This window comes from Micromonospora deserti, assembly GCF_003236335.1.
GTDB lineage: Bacteria > Actinomycetota > Actinomycetes > Mycobacteriales > Micromonosporaceae > Micromonospora > Micromonospora deserti.
Window position 1 is genome coordinate 1 of the sequence record NZ_POUB01000043.1, and the last position, 21,020, is coordinate 21,020.

Below are 21,020 nucleotides of genomic sequence, written 5' to 3' on the forward strand. Positions count from 1 at the left end.
AAGCGGACGGGCGGGCGAAAAGGGGACGGGGGCCGGCGGCAACCGCCGCGGCCCCCGTCATCGCCTGCGCTCTCAGTGCTTGTCCTGCTCCGGGTGGGCGAAGTTCAGATGCTCCGGGGGCAGCGGGAAGGTCACGTCGTCGCCGAACGGCGAGGGCGCCGCCGCGCGGTCGAAGGTGAGCTCCGTCAGCGGCAGCTTGCCGCGGTCGTCGACCGCCGGGGCGGTCGGCTTCGGCACCTCGCGGTGCCAGTTGACCCCACGCTGCGCCTGCACCTCGGCCCGCGGGTCGTGCGAGCCGCCCGCGTGCGAGTGCACACCGCTGTGGGTGGCGCTGGCGTGCACGGCACCGCTGGTGTGCCCGCTGGTCACGCTGGTCTGAGGCACCTGACCCCTCCGGAAGATCTTGCTACCAAGCCACACGAGGGGATCGTACCTGCGGTCGACGACCCGCTCCTTCATGGGGATGATCCCGTTGTCGGTGATCTTGATGTGCTCCGGGCACACCTCGGTGCAGCACTTGGTGATGTTGCAGAAGCCCAGGCCCTGCTCCGCCTGCGCGTACTCCTTGCGGTCGGTCTTGGTGTCCAGCGGGTGCATGTCCAACTCGGCGGCCCGGATGAAGTACCGGGGCCCGGCGAACGCCTGCTTGTTCTCCTCGTGGTCGCGGATCACGTGGCAGACCGTCTGGCACAGGAAGCATTCGATGCACTTGCGGAACTCCTGCGAGCGCTCGACGTCGACCTGCTGCATCCGGTAGTCGCCCGGCGCCACGTCCGTGGGGGGCGCGAAGGCCGGCGTCTCCCGCGCCTTCTCGTAGTTGAACGACACGTCGGTGACCAGGTCCCGGATGACCGGGAAGGTGCGCAGCGGGGTGACCGTGACCGTCTCGTCCTCCTCGAAGGTCGACATCCGGGTCATGCAGCTCAGCCGCGGCTTGCCGTTGATCTCCATGGAGCAGGAGCCGCACTTGCCGGCCTTGCAGTTCCACCGGCAGGCCAGGTCCGGCGCGTCGGTGGCCTGAAGCCGGTGGATGACGTCGAGGACCACCTCGCCCTCGTTCACCTCGACCTGGTAGTCCTGCAGGTCGCCGCCGTCCTCGTCGCCCCGCCAGATGCGGAACTGGCGCTTGGTACCCATCAGCGGTTCTCCTTCTCGGCCTCGACGTCGGCGGAGACGAGGGCGTCGAACTCGGCGAGCTCCTCGTCGGTGAGGTACTTGGCCAGCTCCGCCCGGTCGAAGAGGCCGATCAGCTCCGCGCGTATCTTCGGCAGCGGCTTGCGCTCCAGCCGGACCGTGTCGCCGTCCAGCGAGCAGACCAGGTTGACCTGGCGCCACGTCGGGTCCATCGTCGGGAAGTCCTCCCGGGTGTGCCCGCCGCGGGACTCCCGCCGCTCCAGCGCCGCCTTCGCGGTGCACTCCGAGACCACCAGCATGTTGCGCAGGTCGAGCGCGAGGTGCCAGCCCGGGTTGTAGCGGCGGCCGCCGGCCGCGCTCACCTTCGCCACCCGCTCGCGCAGCTCCGCCAGCCGGCTCAGCGCGTCGACCAGCTCACCCTCGCGCCGGATGATGCCGACCAGGTCGCCCATCACCGCCTGGAGGTCCTGCTGCAAGGTGTACGGGCTCTCGCCGGTGTCCCGCTGCAGCGGCGCCAGCGCCGTCTCCACCGCGGCCTCCACCGCGGCGACGGCCACCCTCGGGCGGGCGGCCAGCCCGTCGGTGTACGTGGCGGCGTGCCCGCCCGCCCGCTTGCCGAAGACCAGCAGGTCGGACAGGGAGTTGCCGCCGAGCCGGTTGGAGCCGTGCATCCCGCCGGAGACCTCGCCGGCGGCGAACAGCCCGCGTACGGTACCGAACGCGGCGGCGCTGTCCGGGTCGACCTCGACCCCGCCCATCACGTAGTGGCAGGTCGGGCCGACCTCCATCGGCTCCTTGGTGATGTCGACGTCGGCCAGCTCCTTGAACTGGTGGTACATCGACGGCAGGCGGCGGCGGATCTCCTCGGCCGGCAGCCGGGAGGCGATGTCCAGGTAGACGCCCCCGGCGGGGGTGCCCCGACCGGCCTTGACCTCGCTGTTGATCGCCCGGGCCACTTCGTCGCGGGGGAGCAGCTCCGGCGGGCGCCGGTTGTTGTCCGGGTCGGTGTACCAGCGGTCCGCCTCCTCCTCGGTCTCCGCGTACTGCTTTCGGAAGACGTCGGGGACGTAGTCGAACATGAACCGCGTGCCGTCGGAGTTCTTCAGTACGCCGCCGTCGCCGCGGACCGACTCGGTGACCAGGATGCCCTTCACCGAGGGCGGCCAGACCATGCCGGTCGGGTGGAACTGGAGGAACTCCATGTTGATCAGAGTCGCGCCGGCGCGCAGGGCCAGCGCGTGGCCGTCCCCGGTGTACTCCCACGAGTTCGAGGTGACCTTGTAGGAGCGGCCGACCCCGCCGGTGGCCAGCACCACCGCCGGCGCTTCGAAGAGGACGAACTCGCCGGACTCCCGGTAGTAGCCGAACGCGCCGGCGATCCGGTCGCCGTCGAGCAGCAACTCGGTGATGGTGGTCTCGGAGAAGACCCGGATCCGGGCGTCGTACGAGCCGTGCTCGCGCTGGTCCTCCTGCTGGAGCGAGACGATCTTCTGCTGGAGGGTGCGGATCAGCTCCAGGCCGGTGCGGTCGCCGACGTGCGCCAGTCGCGGGTACTCGTGGCCGCCGAAGTTGCGCTGGGAGATCTTCCCGTCCTTGGTGCGGTCGAAGAGCACCCCGTACGTCTCCAGCTCCCAGATCCGCTGTGGCGACTCCTTCGCGTGTAGCTCGGCCATCCGGAAGTTGTTGAGGAACTTGCCGCCGCGCATGGTGTCGCGGAAGTGCACCTGCCAGTTGTCCCGGCTGTTGACGTTCCCCATCGCGGCGGCGGCGCCGCCCTCGGCCATCACCGTGTGCGCCTTGCCGAACAGCGACTTCGAGATGATCGCGGTCTTCTTGCCGGCCAGCCGGGCCTCGATCGCCGCGCGCAGGCCGGCGCCGCCGGCCCCGATGACGACGACGTCGTAGTGGTGTCGTTCGATTCGCGTGGTGGTGGTCATGTCAATGGCCCTCTAGTTGATGAACCGCAGGTCGGGGAACCACTCGGCCGCCACCGCCATGACGTAGAAGTCGGTCAGCGCCAGGGTGCCGAGGGTGATCCAGGCCAGCTGCATGTGCCGCACGTTCAGCCAGGAGGTGAAGGTCCAGGCCCGGTAGCGCACCGGGTGCTTGGAGAAGTGCTTGAGCCGCCCGCCGATGATGTGCCGGCAGGAGTGGCAGGAGATCGTGTAGCCCCAGAGCATGGTCACGTTGGCGAGCAGGATGATGTTGCCCAGCCCGAACCCGAAGCCCTCCGGGGAGTGGAAGGCCAGGATCGCGTCCCAGGTGTTGATCAGCGAGATGACCACGGCGAAGTAGAAGAAGTAGCGGTGCAGGTTCTGGCCGAGCAGCGGGAAGCGGGTCTCACCGCTGTACGCCTTGTGCCCGTCCGGCACGGCGCAGGCCGGCGGCGAGAGCCAGAACGACCGGTAGTACGCCTTGCGGTAGTAGTAGCAGGTGAGCCGGAACAGCAGCAGGAACGGCAGGGCGAACGCCGCCTCCGGGATGAGCCACCAGCCGGGCAGGTACTGCCCGAAGTGCGACGCGTCCGTCAGGCACCGGTCCGTGACGCACGGCGAGTAGAACGGGGTCAGGTAGTGGTAGTCGTCCACCCAGTACCACTTGTGCATGAAGACCCGGACCGTCGCGTACGTCACCCAGGCGGTGAGGCCGATGACGGTGATCAGTGGGGCGAACCACCAGCGGTCCGTACGCAACGTCTTCGCCACGATGGCGGCGCGCGCCCGCGCACCCCGCGGCCTCGTTGCCGTTGATGTCATTCGAGTCGTCTCCCTGACGGGCCCTCGCGGGCGCCGGATCACGTTCCCTTCGGTCAGCGGACCGGCGAGACCGCGTCCACTGCCACGTCTTGCGCACACCAACGACCGCGCCGGGCGATACGGCGCAGCTAAGTGACACACGTTACGCCGATCTTCGCGGGCCGTCCGCGCAAGGCAGTGTCCCGTGTGTCCCGGCTGGGGGAAAGCCCCGATCGATGATCGATGTCCGGATGTTAGGAAGCGTGGCCGGGTACCGGGCCGGGGCGCCGCCGGAGCCGGTTCGGCCGGCGCCGGAAGCCGACCGCGCCGCTGCCCGACCGCCCGGCGGCTGCCAGGGGAGCGGGCGGTCCGGCAGCACGGATCAGCCGGAGGCGCCGCCGGTGAAGTGCCAGGAGGCGAGCCGCACCGGGGGCGCCTCCCACCAGACGCCGTCCACCCGGTCCGGTTGGCGTACCGCGTGTCGCCCGAGCCCGAGCACCGTGCCTGGGCCGAGGGCCCGCGGGTACGACTCGGTGAAGCGCAGGTCCCGGACCGCCCGGGTCACCACCCCGTCCTCGATCAGCCAGAGCCCGTTACGGGTCAGGCCCGTGACCACCAGACTCTTCGGGTCGAGTACCCGGGTGTACCAGAGGTCGCTGACCAGCAGCCCGCGCCGCACCCCGGCGACCAGCGCCGCCGTGTCCGCGTCGGCCACCGCCCCGGCCGCACCGGCCGCCGTCGGCCCGCGACCGTCGGGCGCGCCGGCGTCGGTCGCGCCGCCACCCACGGGGCCGCCGCCGGCGGCGGACCGGGTGAGCAGGCGGAGGTTTCGGGGGACCGGGCCGAAGGTCGCCGCGCCGAGCATGGCGTGACCGGTGGAGCTGGCGCCGACCTCGGCGCCGCTGCGCCGGTCGTGCGCCACCGCCCGGGTGACCCCGCCGTCGACCAGGCTCAGCTCCCGCCGTGCCGTGCCCTCCAGGTCGTACGGCAGGTTGGAGCCGTGCAACGGGTCGTCGACCAGCGACACCGACGGGTCGAACTGGGCCGCGCCCGGCTCGGCGAAGGACTGCCGCTCGGCGTAGCGCTTGCCGTTGAAGCCGAACCAGGAGAGGTTCTGCAGCAGGTCGGCGACGGCGGCCGGTTCGAGCACCACCTCGTAGCGCCCCGGCGGCAGCTCGACCGGATCGGCCGCGGCGCGCGCCTTGGCCGCGGCCCGGCCGCCGAGGGCGGCGCCGTCGAGGTCGGCGAGCCGGTCCGCGCAGCGCCGGGCCACCCCGTCCGAGCCGCCGGCCCGGGCGATCCCGTCCATCGCGGCCTCCGCCGAGCGCCCCCGGGCGGAGTGGCCGGCGGAGTTGGCGAACGCCCCGGAGCGGTACGACGTGCGGCAGTATCCGGCTGCTCCGAGGCCGCCCACCGCGTCCACGAAGGCCCGCACCCGGGCCGCCCGCTCGCCCGGCTCCGCGTGGATGGTGGCCTCGTCGACGGCGGGGCCGGCCGACACCGGTGACGGCGGGGTGAGCCCTGGCCAGGCCGGGTCGGGCGGGCAGAGCCGCGCCGCGGCGAGGGTGCGTTCCACCAGCGCGCGCAGCCCCTCCGGGCTGACCACGCTGCCGCCGCCGGCGGCGGTGCGCCCGTCGACGTGCAGCCGCAACCGCACCCCGACGGTCGACTCGGCGACGTTCTGGTGGATGAAGGAGTTGGCGAACCGGGTCAGCGCCAGGTCGGCCCGGGTCACCACCGCCTCGGCCTGCGCGCCGGGCCCGCCGAGCCGGCGGACCAGCTCGACGACGTGCCCGGCGAGTTCCAGCTCGTCGGTGCTCATGCCCGTACCCCCACCCGGACGTTGCGGAACCGGGCCGGCGCGGCCGGGTGGCCGGTGTGCCCGACCTGGCCCGGCTGGCCCTTTCCGCAGTTGGGCGTGCCCCAGGCGACCGTTTCGGACGAGAGCATGTCCATGGAGCGCCAGAAGAGCGGACCGATGCCGGTGTAGGTCGGGTTGCGCAGCATCCGGCCCCGCCGGCCGTTCTTGACCTCCCAGCCGATCTCGCAGCCGAACTGGAAGTTGAGCCGTTTGTCGTCGATGGACCAGGAGCGGTTGAGGTCCATCAGCACCCCGTCGTCGGTAGCGGCGATGATCTCATCCAGAGTGTGCGGGCCCGGCTCCAGGCCGACGTTCGTCATCCGCACCATCGGCAGCCGGGCCCACCCGTCGGCCCGTACGCTCCCGCCGTAGTCCAGGCCGGCGACGGCGGCCGAGTCCCGCCCGGCGAGCACGCCCACCCAGCGCCCCTCGCGCACCGCGTCCCGCTTGACCGCCGGGGAGCCCTCGTCGTCGTAGCCGAAGCTGCCCAGCGCGCCCGGGATGGTCGGGTCGATGGTGATCGTCATCAGTTCGGAGCCGTAGCGCAGCGCACCGAGCTGGGCGAGGTCCAGCCAGGACGTGCCGGCGAAGGCGGCCTCCCAGCCGAGGATGCGGTCCAGCTCGATGGCGTGCCCCACCGACTCGTGGATCTGCAGGGCGAGCTGTTCGCCGCCGAGGATCAGGTCGGTCTCGCCGGCCGGGCAGAGCGGCGCGGTGAGCAGCGCCCGCGACTCCTCGGCGATCCGGGCCGCGTGCGCCGCCAGGTCGAGCGACTCGACCAGCTCCCAGCCGGTGGTGCCGTACTGGCCGCGGTAGCTCGGGTAGGAGCGGCGCTGGGTCTCGCCGTCGCCGATGGAGGTGGCGGAGATGCCACCGCCGCACTCGCGGATGCGCTGGTCGATCCGGTGCCCCTCGCTGGAGACGAACCACTTCGCCGTGTCCCAGATCTGGTAGAGCCCCTCGGCCACGTCGGCGCCGTGCTCGGCCATCGCCCGGGTCGCCCCGACCAGCAGGTCGCCCTTTTCGGACAGCGGCACGCCGAGCGGGTCCCTCGTGCACGGTGCGGCCCAGCTCGCCACGGCCGCTCGGGTCGGCACCAGGTCGATCGGCGGGCCGGGGACCCGCGCGCTCGCGGCGGCGATCCGCGCGGCGCGCCGGCCGGCGTCGCGGGCGGCGGCGTCGGACAGCTCCGGTACGGCGTGGAAGCCCCAGCCCGACCCGACCAGGGCGCGGACGCCCAGCCCGACGCTCTCGTCCTGGGTCAGCTCCTCGATGTCGCCGTTGCGCGCCGACATGGACTCGTAGCGGCGGTGCATCACCCGGGCGTCGGCGTACCGGGCTCCCGCGTCGAGCGCGGCCTGCACGGCGGCGGTCGCCGCGTCGAACTCGGTCATGCGCCCGACCCTAGGCGAGCGCACCGACACCCGTCAGGGAAGCAACTCCTCCGGACGGATGGTGGCCCGCACCGCCCGGCGGGCATCCTCTCCCGATCGCCGCGTCCATGGTCGCACCGACGTGCGATCACCGCGTGAACACCCGTGGATGTGCTGCTGAGGGGTGTTCGGGGGCGTTGTCGAGTCGTTACCCTGGGGGCCGCTGACAGCCTCCGGCCTTGTAGCTTATTTTCACCCTCTGGCATCTGCTGTAGGTTCTCTTCGTCACCAGAGGGAGGCGGTCGTGGACAGGCCGGAGTCGGCGCCGTCCGGGGAACCGGACCGCCCAGCAGTGCCGGAGCAGCGCGCCGGCGACCCGTACCTGCGGGTGAGCGACCTGCGGGTCCGCTTCGACACCGCCGACGGCGTGGTGCGCGCGGTCGACGGGGTGTCGTTCGCGGTGGAGCGCGGGCGCACCCTCGGCATCGTCGGCGAGTCCGGCTCGGGCAAGAGCGTCACCTCACTGGCCGTCCTCGGCCTGCACGACCCGAAGCGCACCACCATCACCGGGGAGATCTCCGTCGGCGGTCGCCAGCTGGTCGGCCAGCCCGACGAGGAGGTACGCCGGCTGCGCGGCCGGGACATGGCGATGATCTTCCAGGACCCGCTGTCGGCGCTGCACCCGTACTACACGGTGGGCAGGCAGATCGCCGAGGCGTACCGGGTGCACCACCCCAGGGTGAGCCGGCGGGAGGCCCGGCGGCGCGCGGTGGACATGCTCGGCCGGGTCGGCATCCCGCAGCCGGGCCGCCGCTTCGACCAGTACCCGCACGAGTTCTCCGGCGGCATGCGGCAGCGGGTGGTGATCGCGATGGCGCTGGTCAACGATCCGGACCTGCTGATCGCCGACGAGCCGACCACCGCGCTGGACGTCACCGTGCAGGCGCAGATCCTGGACCTGCTGGCCGACCTCCAGGCCGAGTTCCACTCCGCGATCATCATGATCACCCACGACCTGGGCGTGGTCAGCCAGGTCGCCGACGAGGTGCTGGTGATGTACGGCGGCCGGGCCGTCGAGCACGGCAGCGTCGAGCAGGTGCTCCGCCGCCCGCAGCACCCGTACACCTGGGGGTTGCTCTCCAGCGTGCCGTCGCTGCACGGCGACGCCGACGCGGATTTGGTACCCATCCGGGGCAACCCGCCCAGCCTGATCAACCTGCCGGCCGGTTGCGCCTTCCACCCGCGCTGCCGGTACGCCGACCGCAACGGCGACCGCTCCCGCGCCCAGGTGCCGGAGCTGCGCCCGGCGGGCGCGCCCGGGCACCTGGTCGCCTGCCACCTCTCGGCCGACGACCGGACCCGGCTGTACGCGGAGGACATCGCACACGTGGGGGTGGCCCGGTGAGTGTCGGGGACGAGCCGCTGCTGCGGGTGCGCGGGCTGGGGAAGCACTTCCCGGTGCGCAGCGGCCCGCGCGGCAGGGGTCTGGTCCGGGCGGTGGACGGGCTGGACTTCGACGTGCGCGCGGGCGAGACGCTCGGCCTGGTGGGGGAGTCCGGCTGCGGCAAGACCACCACCGGCCGGATGCTGGTCCGGCTGCTGGAGCCGACCGCGGGCAGCATCGAGTTCGCGGGCCGGGACATCACCCACGCCGGCCGGCGGGAGCTGCGCCCGCTGCGGCAGGACCTCCAGATCATCTTCCAGGACCCGTACGCCTCGCTGAACCCGCGGCACACCGTGGGCCGGATCATCGCGATGCCGTTGCTGGTCAACGGGATCGACCCGCCCGGCGGGGTCAAGGCCCGGGTGCGGGAGCTGCTGGAGCTGGTCGGGCTCAACCCGGAGCACTACAACCGGTACCCGCACGAGTTCTCCGGCGGCCAGCGCCAGCGCATCGGCATCGCCCGGGCCCTGGCGCTGCGGCCGAAGCTGATCGTCGCCGACGAGCCGGTCTCCGCCCTGGACGTCTCGATCCAGGCGCAGGTGGTCAACCTGCTGCGCGACCTGCAACGCGACCTCGGCCTGGCGTTCGTCTTCATCGCCCACGACCTGGCCGTGGTCCGGCACTTCTGCCAGCGCGTCGCGGTGATGTACCTGGGCCGGATCGTCGAGATCGGCGACCGGGACGACATCTACGAGCGCCCGCAGCACCCGTACACCCGGGCGTTGCTCTCGGCGGTCCCGGACGTCACCACGCTCGGCCCGGCCGGCCGGATCCGGCTCGCCGGTGACGTGCCCACCCCGCTCAACCCGCCTTCGGGTTGCCGGTTCCGCACCCGCTGCTGGAAGGCGCGGGACATCTGCGCGGCCGAGGAGCCGCCGCTGGTGCCCCGCGACGGTGGCAACCAGGCCACCGCGTGCCACTTCCCGGAGTCCGGCCCGGCTGGCGCGGGGAGCGGCCCGGCCGGCGCGGCCCCCGCGGCGGCGGGCACGGGCGCGAGCGTCGAGGAGGTGTCGAGGTGAGTATGTCCCCGGTGGAGGGCGTGGCGCTGGCCGAGGTCGAGTCGGGCGGCGACGCCGACGCGCCGAAGGAGGAGAAGGGCTTCGTCGGCCGCTCGCCCGGCCAGCTCGCCTGGCTCCGGCTGCGCGGGGACCGGACGGCGATGGTCAGCGGGGCCTTGCTGGTCTTCTTCGTCCTGGTGGCGCTCTCCGCGCCGCTGATCGAGCTGCTCTACGGGATCGGCCCGAGCGACCAGTTCCAGCACAAGCTGGACCGCTTCGGCATGCCCCTCGGCTACGCCGGCGGGGTGTCAGGCGACCACTTCTTCGGGCTGGAACCCGGACTGGGCCGGGACATCTTCATCCGGCTCGTCTACGGTCTGCGTACCTCGCTGCTCATCGCCTTTGCGGCGGCGGTGATCACGGCGGTGCTCGGCATCGCGCTGGGCGCGCTTGCCGGTTACCTTGGCGGCTGGCTCGACGCGGTGATCAACTGGGTCACCGACCTGGTGCTGGCCATGCCGTTCCTGATCATCGCGCTGGCCCTGACCCCGACCCTGACGCTGCGCTTCTACGGCGAGCGGGACGCGGTCTCCCCGGCCTTCGGGGTCGGGGTGCTGATCGCCGTCTTCGCGATCTTCGGCTGGACCAGCACCGCTCGGCTGGTCCGGGGCCAGGTGATCGCGCTGCGCGAGCGGGAGTTCGTGGAGGCGGCCAAGGCCAGCGGTGCCGGGCTGGGGCACATGCTCTTCCGGCAGCTGCTGCCGAACATCTGGGCGCCGATCCTGGTGTCGTTCTCGCTCGCGGTGCCGCAGTTCATCACCAGCGAGGCCGCGCTGTCGTTCATCGGCGTCGGCCTGACCGAGGAGACCCCGAGCTTCGGCCGGATGATCTACCAGAGCCTGGTCTACCTGCAGACCGATCCGGCGTTCGTGTTCTTTCCCGGCGTCGCGATCTTCGCGCTCGTGTTCGCGTTCAACCTCTTCGGGGACGCGCTGCGCGACGCGCTCGACCCGAAGTCGTCCCGGTAGGGGTGTGCTGATGGCGCGATTCCTGATCAAGCGGATCTTCTCCGCGGTGCTCACCCTGTTCGCGGTGAGCGTGCTGACCTTCCTGATGTTCTTCGCGCTGCCCCGCGACCCGGTCAGCGGCATGTGCCCGAAGAACTGCAACCCCGAGCGGCTGGAGCGGGTGCGCCAGGAGCTGGGCCTGCGCGATCCACTGGTCACCCAGTACGCCGGCTACATGAAGGGCATCTTCACCGGGCGCGACCTGGGCAGCGCCCAGGGCGGCCGGTGCGACGCGCCCTGCCTCGGCTGGTCGTACGTCAACAACGAGGCGGTGCTGGACACCATCGCCCGGGTGCTGCCGGTGACGCTGAGCATCGTGATCCCGGCGGCGATCCTCTGGCTGCTGCTCGGGGTCGGTCTGGGCATGGTCTCCGCGCTGCGCCGGGGCACCTGGCTGGACCGGGCCGCGATCGGCTTCTCGCTGACCGGCGCCTCGCTCCAGCTCTACTTCGTCGGGGCGGTGCTGCTGCTGGTCTTCGTCTACAACCTGCGCTGGCTGCCGGTGCCCAGCTACACCTCGATCTTCGACAACCCGGTGAAGTGGGCAAGCGGCCTGGTGCTCGCCTGGGTCGCGCTGGCCTTCCTCTTCTCCGCGATCTACGCCCGGCTGTCCCGGGCGCAGATGCTGGAGACGCTCTCGGAGGACTTCGTCCGCACCGCGCGGGCCAAGGGACTGGCGAAACGCACCGTGTACGGGCGGCACGCGCTGCGGGCGGCGATCACCCCGGTGGTGACCATCGCCGGCCTGGACGTCGGCGCGGCGCTGGGCGGCACGGTGATCACCGAGACCACCTTTGGCATCCAGGGGCTGGGGCGGACGGCCGTCGAGGCGGTCCGCGCCGGTGACCTGCCCACCATCATGGCCACCGTGCTGATCTCGGCGGTCTTCGTGGTGCTGGCGAACGTGCTGGTGGATCTCCTCTACGCCGCCATCGACCCGCGCGTCCGGCTGGGCTGACGGCCCGTTCCGGCGGGTGGGGCGCCGGGCGGGCCTGGCAACGACCGCCGGAGCCCAGCCGGTCGGCCGGCGGTGAAATTTATCGACAACTGTTACACAACTTGTAGGTTTTCTTCTTTACGATCCTCGGGACGTCGGCGGTCACCGCCCGGCGGACCGCACACATTGGTGGAGGAGGTACGACATGCGACCACGCGTGGCGGCCGCCGCAGGCGGCGCGATCGCACTGGTTGTGGCACTGGGTGCGTGCTCGAAGAACACTGGCGAGGGCACCACGGTGGACACGAACCGACAGCAGACCGGGGTCATCGCCACCGACCCGAAGGACTCCATGGGCCCGGCCGCCGAGGTGGCCGGCGCCCAGAAGGGCGGCACCTTCACCATCATCCGGGAGACCCCCATCTCCCACCTCGACCCGCAGCGGACGTACTCGTTCGCCGGTCTGATGGCGTCGCCGCTCTTCTCCCGCTACCTGACCACCTGGAAGGACGACGGCAAGGGCGGCCTGGTCCTCGTCGGCGACCTGGCCGAGACGCCGGGCACCAACGTCAACAACGACTGCAAGGTCTGGGAATTCAAGATCAAGGACGGCGTGAAGTTCGAGGACGGCCGGCCGATCACCTCCAAGGAGATCGCGTACGGCATCGCCCGCTCCTTCGACCCGGACCTCACCGGCGGCCCCACCTACCTTCAGGAGTGGCTGGCCGACGACCCGCAGTACGACACCAGGTGGGACTTCAAGGCCAACAAGACCTCGCTCCCGCCGGGCCTGACCACCCCCGACCCGAAGACGCTCCGCTTCGAGTTCGCCAAGCCCCGCTGTGACCTGCCGTTCGCGGTCTCGCTGCCGACCACCGCACCGCTGCCGCCGGACAAGGACACCGGCGTCAACCTGGACAATGCGCCGTTCTCGTCCGGCCCGTACAAGATCGTGAAGAACCAGGTCGGCGTGCAGCTGACCCTGGACCGCAACCCGCACTGGGACCCGAACACCGACCCGGTACGGCACCAGTACCCGGACCAGTTCGTCTGGAGCTTCGGCCCGACCGCCGACGCCGCCAACAACCGGGTGATCGCCGACAATGGCGCCGACCAGAGCGCCATCGCCTGGAACTACGTGCCGGCCTCGCTGGTCGCCAGGGTCGCGAACGACCCGGCGCTGAAGTCGCGGAGCATCCTGTCCCCGACGCCGAGCGCGAACCAGTTGGTCATCAACAACCAGCGGGTCAAGGACCTGAAGATCCGCCAGGCGCTCAACTATGCCATCGACCGGGAGGGCCTGATCAAGGCGCTCGGCGGGCAGACCGTCGCCTCGCCGCTGACCACGCTGATGCCGCCGGCCACCATCGGCTACCAGGCGTACGACGCGTACCCGGCGGGCGCCAACGGCAACATCGACAAGGCCAAGGAACTGCTCGGCGGCCAGACCCCGGAGCTGGTCCTCGGCGTCGCCGACAACACCACCGAGCAGCAGATGGGAGCGCAGCTCAAGGGCAACCTGGAGCGGGCCGGCTTCAAGATCACGGTCCGGAACATCCCGGACGACGCGAAGCTCGACGAAATCAAGAAGAAGGACAACCCCTGGGACCTGTACGTCGGTAACTGGGCGGCGGACTGGCCGAGCGGCGCCTCGATCCTGCCGGTGCTCTACGACGGGCGCAGCATCAAGGCCGAGGGCAACAGCAACCAGTCCTACTTCAACGACCCGGCGATCAACGCCGAGTTCGACCGGATCCTGGCCCTGCCCCCCGCCGAGCAGGGGGCGGAGTGGGCCAAGCTCGACGAGCGGATCATGAAGGAGCACGCCCCGGTGGTGCCACTCTTCGTCGACGTGGCCTACATGGTGCACGGCTCCAAGGCCGGTGGGGTCTTCATCTCCAGCGTCTTCGGCTACCCGGCCTTCGTGAACGCGTACGTCAAGCAGTAACCGCACCACGGACGGGCCCCCGGTCGACAGCGCCGTCGGCCGGGGGCCGCCGTGTCTCCCGGCCGGGCGGGCCCGGCTCCCGCGCGGGCGGCGGGTAACCGGGCGGGCCGCCCCGCCTCCGGCCGCTCAGAGGTGGGTACGGAGGAAGTCGAGTTCCAGCGTGAGCAGGCGCTCGGCGGTGCCGCCGGCGGCCATGTGGGTCGCCCCGGTCAGCGGCAGCACGCTGTGTGGCCGGCCCGTGGCCAGCAGCGCCGCCGACAGGCGCAGGGTGTGCGCGGCCACCACGTTGTCGTCGGCCAGCCCGTGCACCAGCAGCAGCGGCCGGGCCGCCGCCCGGTCGTGCACCGGCTCGGCGGCCAGCTCCACCAGCGAGTGGTGCCCGTACACGTCAATCCCATCGTCCGGCAGGCCGAGGTAACGCTCCGCGTAGGCGGTGTCGTAGAGGGCCCAGTCCGTCACCGGCGCCCCGGCGATGCCGCACCGGAACAGCTCCGGGTGGCGCAGCACCGCCAGCCCGGCCAGCCAGCCCCCGAACGACCAGCCACGCACCGCCACCCGGCCCAGATCCAGGTCGGGGTGCTTGTCGGCGAGTGCGGTGAGCGCGTCCACCTGGTCGGCCAGGATCACGTCGGCGACCCGCCGGTGGATCGCCTTCTCGAAGGACGGGGCCACCCCGGGCGTACCGCGGTTGTCGACCACCACCACGGCGAAGCCGGCGTCGGCCCACCACTGCCGCTCCAGCCAGGCCGCCCGGGCGGCGATGACCTCCTGGTGCCCCGGGCCGCCGTAGACGTCCAGCAGCACCGGCAGCCGGCGGCCCGTGACGTAGTTGTCGGGATAGAGCACCGCCGTCGGCAGCCGCCGGTCGGTCACCCGCTCCAGCAGCGGCAGCGGCGAGTACGGCGGGTTGGCGGCGAACGAGCGCAGCGCCGCCACCTCGCGGTCACCGCGCCACACCCGCCACCGGGTGCCCGGGTGGTCCAGCGAGGCGCTGCCGACCGCCAGCACGTCGCCGCCGACCGCAGCGGTGTGCCAGCCCGGGTCGGTGGTGATCCGGCGGGCGTCGACACCACCGCCGATGGTGGTGCGCACCCGGAACAGGTGCCGCTCGCTCGGCTCGCCGTCGCTCGCCTCCACCAGCAGGTCGGCCGGGCCGGCGCCGCCGCACAGCCGGCCCACCACCCGCCGCACGTACAGCGACGGCGGAGTGAGCAGGGTCCCGTCGGCGAAGAGGCAGCGCGCGTCGTACCCGTCGTGGGCGAGTTCGCCGCCGACCAGCACCCGGCCGTCCGGCAGGTGCGCCGGGGTGCCGGGGATCGGCTCCACCCAGCGCGGGTCGGCCAGCTCCGCGTGCACCTGGGTCTCGCCGGTGCGCGGGTCGACCGCGAGCACCAGGCCGTGCTGCTGGGACCGGCGCAGCACGGTGATCAGCGGACCGCCCTCGGCCCAGTGCACCGCTGTCAGGTACGGGTAGGTCTCCCGGTCCCAGTGCACGTCGACCCAGCCGCCGTCGAGGTCGAGCAGGTGCAGGCTGACCTCGGCGTTCGGGCCTCCCGCCGCCGGGTACGCGACGGTGGTGGGCGGGCTCGCCGGGTCGGCCGGGTCGTGCAGGTGCCAGCGGTCGAGGCGGGACTCGTCCACCCGGGCGGCCAGCACCGAGCGGCCGTCCGGCGCCCACCAGTAGCCGCGGAACCGGCCGAACTCCTCGGCCGCGATGTGCTCGGCCAGCCCCCAGGTCACCCCCGAGTCCTCGCCGGCCAGCAGGATGTCGGTGCCGTCCGGCTCGATCACCCGCAGCTGCCCCCGGCGGACCCCCTCGGCGGCGTCGGTCACGTACGCCAGCCGCTGCCCGGTCGGGTCGGGCCGGGGATCGAGCACCGGGCCGACGGCGGTCACCTCGACCACGTCACCGTGCACCAGGTCGGCCCGGAACAGCCGCCCGGCGAGCGGGAAGACGGCCACCCGGCCGGCGCTGTCCAGGGCGTACGAGCCGATGCCGGAGGCGCTCAGCCGCAACCGTTCGCGCAGCGCGCGCTCGCCCGGGCCGAGCACCTCGGTGTCGGCGTCCGCGCCCAGCAGCGCCGCCGGCTCGGCGACCAGCCGCTCCTCCCCGGTGGCCACATCCAGGAGCCAGAGCGCCTCGGCCGGGTCCTCCGGGCCGGCGGAGCGCAGGAAGACCACCCGGGAGCCGTCGCCGGCCACGGAGACCGCGCGCGGCGCTCCGCGGCTGAACCGGCGGGTACGGGCGGCCAGCTCGGGAAAGTCCACAGGCCAGATCGTAGAGCGGCCCCGGAGGTGATGTGGCCGACCTGCGTGGACGCGTCGGGGGCGCCGGGGGAGAACCGCCGGTTAGAGTGACGGTCGTGACGACGCTGCCCGACCGCCGCCTGCTGCTGGTCCACGCGCATCCCGACGACGAGGCCATCGGCACCGGCTCGACGATGGCCCACTACGCGGCCGCCGGTGCCCACGTCACGCTGGTGACCTGCACCCTCGGTGAGGAGGGTGAGATCCACGTGCCGGAGCTGGCCCAGCTCGCCGCGGCCGAGGCCGACCAGCTCGGCGGCTACCGGATCGCCGAGCTGGCCGCCGCCTGTGCCGCGCTCGGCGTCACCGACCACCGCTTCCTCGGTGGCGCCGGCCGCTACCGCGACTCGGGGATGATGGGGCTGCCGACCAACGAGCACCCCCGGGCCTTCTGGCAGGCCGACCTCGACGAGGCCGCCAGGCACCTGGTGGAGATCATGCGGGAGGTACGCCCGCAGGTCATGATCACGTACGACGGCAACGGCTTCTACGGCCACCCCGACCACATCCAGGCGCACCGGGTGGCGATGCGCGCCGTCGAGCTGGCCCGCCCGGAGGGCTTCGCCCCGACGAAGGTCTACTGGACGGCGATGCCGCAGAGCGTGCTGGAGGCCGGGCTGACCCACTTCGCCGGGTCGTCGGACAACCCCTTCGCCGGCATCGAAAAGGCGACCGAGCTGCCGTTCTGCACGCCGGACGCGCAGATCGCGGCCCGGATCGACGCCACCGAGCAGCACGCCGCCAAGGAGGCGGCGATGCGGGCGCACGCCACCCAGATCCCGGCGACCTCCTGGCTCTACTCCATCGCCGGCAACTTCGGTGCCGAGTTCATGGGCGTTGAATACTTCACGCTCGCGGTGGGGGAGAAGGGCCCCGGCTCCGGCCCGTACGGCTGGGAGGACGACCTCTTCGCCGGGCTGCCCGCCGCCGACGACCCGGACCGGTCCCCGGTCGGGGTGGTTGGTCACCGGTGACCCTGCCCGCCGCTCCGATGTCGGTCGTCCCGGAGGAGAGCGTCCCGCCGCCGCCGGGGCCGGCCGGGCGGCTGCTGGATCTCGCCCTACGGGTGGCGGGCGGGCTGATCGCCGTCTTCGGCGGGGTGCTGAGCGCGGTGCTGGAGCTACTGCTCGCCACGGTCCGGGTCGGCGGCCAGCTGGTCGGCGTCTCGGTGCTCGTGGCGGTCGGCGCGAACGTCGCGCTGAGCTGGTTCGCCAACCGGACGGTGGAGCGCCGCTGGGCGGTGGCGCTGCCCGCGCTGCCCTGGTTCGTGCTGATGGCGGTCGCCGCGGTCCGGACCGCCGAGGGGGACCTGCTGCTCGCCGGTGACAACTGGGTCGGCCTGGCGATGATCGTGACCGGGGCGATGACCTTCGCGGTGATGGGCTTCCGGCAGGTGCTGGCGGTGCCGGCCCCCCGGTTGGGGGACTGACGGCACACAGCTTCCAGTGGTAGATATTCCTGCCAGGAGGCCCGCCGCGTCGGCGGGCGGTACGGCGGGAGGCGTGCGATGAACAAGCGGTGGCAGGCGATCGGAGTGCTCGCGGTCGCGCTGTTCGCGGTCAACGTGGTAGCCCGGCTGGTCATCCGGTTCGGCTTCGACGCGGACGACACCGCCGCCGCCGACCGGCTGTCGCTCGCCATGTTCCTGGTGATCGGGCTGATCCTGGCCGTGGTCGCCTTCGTCTGGGGCCGGCGCCGGCCGGCCGCCGCCTGGGGCGCCGACGTGGCCGCCGCGGTCGGCATCGCGTTGCTGCTGACCGTGCTGGTCGCGCCGCTGCTGGTCGGCAACAACCCGTTCGCGGGCGGAGCGGGCACCTTCTTCGCCCAGATCTGGCTCTACCTCGCCGCCACCGGCGCCGGGGTGCTGCTCGGCTACCTGCTGCTCACCGCGCTCGGCCTCGACCACCGCTCGCAGACCCTCAAGCGGTACGCGGAGCTCAAAACCGCCAAGCCCCGCAAGCCCGTCCGCCGCTGACCTGGCTCCCGCGCTGCGACTCGCCGAGTCACCGCACGCTGGTCGTGGCCCCGGAACCCCTTCGGCAGCATGCCGGCCTCACGAGGTGACACTTGTCCCCGAAACTGCCGCCTTCGGCGTGGAGGGGCAATTTTGTCTGAAACTGCGGCCCGGGGGGCGTGGGAGGCCACCCTTCCCTTGCAAGTGGGACTTGGGCGGTCACGTCCGGGTCGGTCACGTGGGGGCTCGGGCGTCACCGCGGGGCGACGCGGGTGACGTAGGTGTGGTGCGTGGTGAAGCCGAGCCCGCGGTAGAGCGTCACGGCGGGGGTGTTGCGCTGCTCGACCTGAAGGAAGGCGTGCGTGGCGCCGGTGGCCGCACCCCAGTCGACCAGCGCTCGGACCATCCGCCCGGCGAGCCCCTGCCGGCGGGCGGCGGGCAGCACCTCGATCAGGCTGAGCCCGAGCCAGCGGCTGTGCCCGGTGACGGTGCCACGGGCGATCGCCACCAGCGCGCCGTCAGCGTGCACCTGGGCGAAGCGGACCTGGCCCACGGCGGTGAGCACGTGCCGGGCGGCGTCCGGCAGGCCGCCCTTGCGGCCGGCGGCGATCGCGAGCCAGTCCGCCGACGGCGCGGTGGTCAGCTCGACCGGCGGTGACCCGGGGCGCTCCGGTGCGGCGGCGGGCAGCGACGCCAGCGGCACGGTCTGCACCAGCACGGGCGGGCGGCTGTCCCAGCCCCGGGCGTCCAGCTCGGCGCCGACCGGCGCGGCGAGCGGCAGCGGGATGTTGACCATCGCCGGCTGGCCGCGGTCGGCGTACCAGCGTTCCACCGCGTCGAGCGCGGCGGGCAGCGGCCGGTCCGGGTCGCCGACCGGCAGCGCCGAGTTGGCCCGGCCGGTCCAACCGTCCGCGGCGCGCAGCAGCCAGTCGCCGAGCCGGTCGCGGGTCGGGGCGGGCCACGCCTCGTCGGCGGCGAGCTCCAGCGCCACCACCGCGGCGGCGGTCGGCCGGCGGGCCGGCGGCACTCGCTTGGCCCGGTGCACCTCGCCCCGTGGCACCCGCAGCCGGCCCTCGTCGGTGGCCAGCGTGAGATGGGTCTCGCTGAGCTCGACCAGCTCGCCGAGGGCGTCGGAGAAGAGCGGCCGGCCCTCGCGAATCCCCACAATCCGGCGGACCACGATCCGGTGTCCTACATCTTGCTCTCGGAGCACGATCGACCGTTCCCGTCAGTGTTCTCTGGTGCGTGAACCGACGGGAGTCCCGCCCTGCGGCGGAACGGTCCCGGTCTGACCCGCCGCAGCGGTGCCGGGTTGACGCTTCACGGCAACCGGCCCGCCGCTGCGGGTCTTACGGTCTGCTCCACGTCCGTTTGACGACCCCTGGCCACTCCGGGCGTCGCCGGACGGGTACCACCGATCAGCGACAACCAGCCGGCTGCCGTGCCAGTCGGCCTCGTAGGCGAGTCGGCGGCGCAACTCGCCAAACCCAGAGTCACCGATGCGTCTGGACAGGCGGCGGTTGCGCAGCATTCCGGTCACGTTCAGATCTTCGATCACCATCGTGCCGAACTCACGGGTCAGGCTGGCGGAAATTTTGTGCAAGTTGTCACGGCGCAGGTCAGTGACCCGGCGGTGGGCACCGCTCCACCAAGATCATCCAGGTGCCTTGGAGGAGAACCTGCGTGTCGGCCATCAGGACCGCAACCTCGCGCATTGGTTTTCGGGTGCCGCGATGGTAAGCCAGGGGTACGCCAGAACGCTGCCGGCGAGATACTAGGCTCTTACCGTCGCGGGTGATCGCGGCGTGGCTTGCGGAGGAGAAGACCGGTGACCTACATCATCGCCGAGCCGTGCGTGGATGTGCTCGACAAGGCATGCATCGAGGAGTGCCCGGTCGACTGCATTTACGAGGGCAACCGGATGCTCTACATCCACCCCGACGAGTGCGTCGACTGTGGTGCCTGTGAGCCTGTCTGCCCGGTCGAGGCGATCTTCTACGAGGACGACGTCCCGGAGCAGTGGAAGGACTACACCGCGGCCAACTACGAGTTCTTCGAGGACCTGGGCTCGCCCGGCGGTGCCTCGAAGGTCGGCAAGGTGGAGAAGGACGCGACCTTCGTCGCCGCCCAGCCGCCGCGCGGAGAGGGCCACTGAACCGGCCCGCGCCGGTCTCGTCGCGGCTGCCAGACTTCACCTGGGACACCCTGGACGCCGCGGCCGCGCTGGCCGCGGCGCACCCGGAGGGGCTGATCAACCTCAGCATGGGCACGCCGGTCGACCCGGTGCCCGAGGTGATTCGGCAGGCGCTGGCCGACGCCTCGGACGCCCCGGGCTACCCGCTGACCGCCGGCACCCCGGTGCTGCGCGAGACGATCGCGGCCTGGGTCGCGCGGGCGTGCGGCGCCGGCGTCGACGGTCTCGGCGTGCTGCCGACGATCGGCTCCAAGGAGTTGGTCGCCTGGCTGCCCACCCTGCTCGGGATGGGCCCGGGCGACGTCGTGGTGGTGCCGACGGTCGCGTACCCGACCTATGAGGATGGCGCCCGGCTCGCCGGCGCCACCACCGTCCGGGCCGACTCGCTGACCGCGGTCGGCCCCACCTCCCGGGTGCGGTTGGTCTGGGTCAACTCCCCGGGCAACCCGACCGGGCGGGTGCTGCCGGCGGCGCACCTGCGCAAGCTGGTCGACTGGGCCCGTGAGCGCGGCGCCGTGGTGGCCAGCGACGAGTGCTACCTACCGCTCGGCTGGTCGGCCGAGCCTGTCTCGGTGCTCTCCCCCGAGGTGTGCGGCGGGTCGTACGACGGGGTGCTGGCGGTGCACTCGCTCTCCAAGCGTTCCAACCTCGCCGGCTACCGGGCCGGGTTCGTGGCGGGCGACCGGTCCCTGGTGGCCGAGCTGCTCAAGGTTCGCAAGCACGCCGGGATGATCGTGCCCGCGCCGGTGCAGGCCGCCATGGTGGCCGCGCTGCGTGACGAGCGGCACGCCGACGAGCAGCGCGAACGCTACCGCGCCCGGCGTGCGGCGCTGTACGCCGCGTTCACCGGCGCCGGCTTCACAGTGGAGCACTCGGAGGCCGGGCTCTACCTGTGGATGACCCGGGGTGAGGACTGCTGGGAGACCGTCGACTGGCTGGCCCGGCGGGGCATCCTGGTCGCCGCGGGCGTCTTCTACGGCCCGGGCGGCCGGCGGCACGTCCGGGCGGCGCTGACCGAGTCCGACGAGCACGTCGCGGCGGTAGCCGGCCGGCTGCGCGACTGAGACC

At 72.4% G+C, this 21,020-nt stretch carries 18 protein-coding genes; 10 read left to right on the forward strand and 8 right to left on the reverse strand.

Features of this window, described 5'->3' with window-relative positions; all coding sequences use genetic code 11:
* Positions 1-72: 72 nt before the first annotated feature.
* From C1I99_RS09415 to C1I99_RS09435, 5 genes are all read right to left on the reverse strand, one after another.
* Complete coding sequence (locus tag C1I99_RS09415) at positions 73-1,137, reverse strand: succinate dehydrogenase/fumarate reductase iron-sulfur subunit (RefSeq protein WP_111133827.1); 1,065 nt, start codon at positions 1,135-1,137, stop codon at positions 73-75.
* Positions 1,137-3,071 carry a fumarate reductase/succinate dehydrogenase flavoprotein subunit gene (locus tag C1I99_RS09420; RefSeq protein WP_111133828.1) on the reverse strand — a complete coding sequence of 645 codons (1,935 nt, stop codon included), beginning with the start codon at positions 3,069-3,071 and terminating at the stop codon, positions 1,137-1,139. The genes C1I99_RS09415 and C1I99_RS09420 overlap by 1 nt, the downstream gene beginning before the upstream one ends.
* A gap of 12 nt (positions 3,072-3,083) precedes the next feature.
* Positions 3,084-3,890 carry a succinate dehydrogenase subunit SdhC gene (sdhC, locus tag C1I99_RS09425; protein WP_111133829.1) on the reverse strand — a complete coding sequence of 269 codons (807 nt, stop codon included), beginning with the start codon at positions 3,888-3,890 and terminating at the stop codon, positions 3,084-3,086.
* Positions 3,891-4,251: 361 nt separating this feature from the next.
* Positions 4,252-5,691 (reverse strand): TldD/PmbA family protein, encoded by a 1,440-nt coding sequence (locus tag C1I99_RS09430; RefSeq protein ID WP_111133830.1) that lies wholly within the window; start codon positions 5,689-5,691, stop codon positions 4,252-4,254.
* The gene (locus C1I99_RS09435) at positions 5,688-7,124 is read right to left on the reverse strand and encodes a TldD/PmbA family protein (protein ID WP_111133831.1); all 1,437 of its coding nucleotides are present in this window, start codon (positions 7,122-7,124) and stop codon (positions 5,688-5,690) included. The genes C1I99_RS09430 and C1I99_RS09435 overlap by 4 nt, the downstream gene beginning before the upstream one ends.
* A gap of 331 nt (positions 7,125-7,455) precedes the next feature.
* Here C1I99_RS09435 and C1I99_RS09440 point away from each other — a divergent pair, with 331 nt between their 5' ends.
* From C1I99_RS09440 to C1I99_RS09460, 5 genes are all read left to right on the forward strand, one after another.
* The gene (locus C1I99_RS09440) at positions 7,456-8,508 is read left to right on the forward strand and encodes an ABC transporter ATP-binding protein (RefSeq protein ID WP_233512425.1); all 1,053 of its coding nucleotides are present in this window, start codon (positions 7,456-7,458) and stop codon (positions 8,506-8,508) included.
* Complete coding sequence (locus C1I99_RS09445) at positions 8,505-9,566, forward strand: ABC transporter ATP-binding protein (RefSeq protein WP_199562062.1); 1,062 nt, start codon at positions 8,505-8,507, stop codon at positions 9,564-9,566. Before C1I99_RS09440 ends, C1I99_RS09445 begins: the two co-directional genes overlap by 4 nt.
* Before the next feature lie 2 nt (positions 9,567-9,568).
* The gene (locus tag C1I99_RS09450) at positions 9,569-10,573 is read left to right on the forward strand and encodes an ABC transporter permease (protein WP_233512426.1); all 1,005 of its coding nucleotides are present in this window, start codon (positions 9,569-9,571) and stop codon (positions 10,571-10,573) included.
* Positions 10,574-10,583: 10 nt separating this feature from the next.
* Complete coding sequence (locus tag C1I99_RS09455; RefSeq protein WP_111133849.1) at positions 10,584-11,570, forward strand: ABC transporter permease; 987 nt, start codon at positions 10,584-10,586, stop codon at positions 11,568-11,570.
* 184 nt (positions 11,571-11,754) lie between these two features.
* Entirely contained in the window at positions 11,755-13,497 is a 1,743-nt protein-coding gene (locus C1I99_RS09460) for an ABC transporter substrate-binding protein (RefSeq protein ID WP_111133834.1), read from the forward strand.
* 126 nt (positions 13,498-13,623) lie between these two features.
* Here the strand turns inward: C1I99_RS09460 and C1I99_RS09465 are convergent, their stop codons facing one another.
* Positions 13,624-15,765 carry a prolyl oligopeptidase family serine peptidase gene (locus C1I99_RS09465; protein WP_111133835.1) on the reverse strand — a complete coding sequence of 714 codons (2,142 nt, stop codon included), beginning with the start codon at positions 15,763-15,765 and terminating at the stop codon, positions 13,624-13,626.
* An 86-nt stretch (positions 15,766-15,851) separates the two neighbouring features.
* Between C1I99_RS09465 and mshB the strand changes: the two genes are divergently transcribed.
* From mshB to C1I99_RS09480, 3 genes are all read left to right on the forward strand, one after another.
* Positions 15,852-16,778: an N-acetyl-1-D-myo-inositol-2-amino-2-deoxy-alpha-D-glucopyranoside deacetylase gene (mshB, locus tag C1I99_RS09470; RefSeq protein WP_111133836.1), complete on the forward strand. Its 927-nt coding sequence runs from the start codon at positions 15,852-15,854 to the stop codon at positions 16,776-16,778.
* Between the two features lie 17 nt (positions 16,779-16,795).
* Entirely contained in the window at positions 16,796-17,233 is a 438-nt protein-coding gene (locus C1I99_RS09475) for a hypothetical protein (protein WP_111133850.1), read from the forward strand.
* A 78-nt stretch (positions 17,234-17,311) separates the two neighbouring features.
* The gene (locus tag C1I99_RS09480) at positions 17,312-17,779 is read left to right on the forward strand and encodes a hypothetical protein (protein ID WP_111133837.1); all 468 of its coding nucleotides are present in this window, start codon (positions 17,312-17,314) and stop codon (positions 17,777-17,779) included.
* Between the two features lie 232 nt (positions 17,780-18,011).
* Here the strand turns inward: C1I99_RS09480 and C1I99_RS09485 are convergent, their stop codons facing one another.
* Complete coding sequence (locus tag C1I99_RS09485) at positions 18,012-18,971, reverse strand: GNAT family N-acetyltransferase (RefSeq protein WP_111133838.1); 960 nt, start codon at positions 18,969-18,971, stop codon at positions 18,012-18,014.
* A gap of 15 nt (positions 18,972-18,986) precedes the next feature.
* Positions 18,987-19,376: an IS200/IS605 family accessory protein TnpB-related protein gene (locus C1I99_RS09490; protein WP_111133839.1), complete on the reverse strand. Its 390-nt coding sequence runs from the start codon at positions 19,374-19,376 to the stop codon at positions 18,987-18,989.
* 210 nt (positions 19,377-19,586) lie between these two features.
* Here C1I99_RS09490 and fdxA point away from each other — a divergent pair, with 210 nt between their 5' ends.
* Complete coding sequence (gene fdxA, locus C1I99_RS33930) at positions 19,587-19,913, forward strand: ferredoxin (RefSeq protein ID WP_088975946.1); 327 nt, start codon at positions 19,587-19,589, stop codon at positions 19,911-19,913.
* The gene (gene dapC / locus C1I99_RS09500) at positions 19,910-21,016 is read left to right on the forward strand and encodes a succinyldiaminopimelate transaminase (RefSeq protein WP_325049202.1); all 1,107 of its coding nucleotides are present in this window, start codon (positions 19,910-19,912) and stop codon (positions 21,014-21,016) included. Before fdxA ends, dapC begins: the two co-directional genes overlap by 4 nt.
* Positions 21,017-21,020 lie beyond the last annotated feature (4 nt).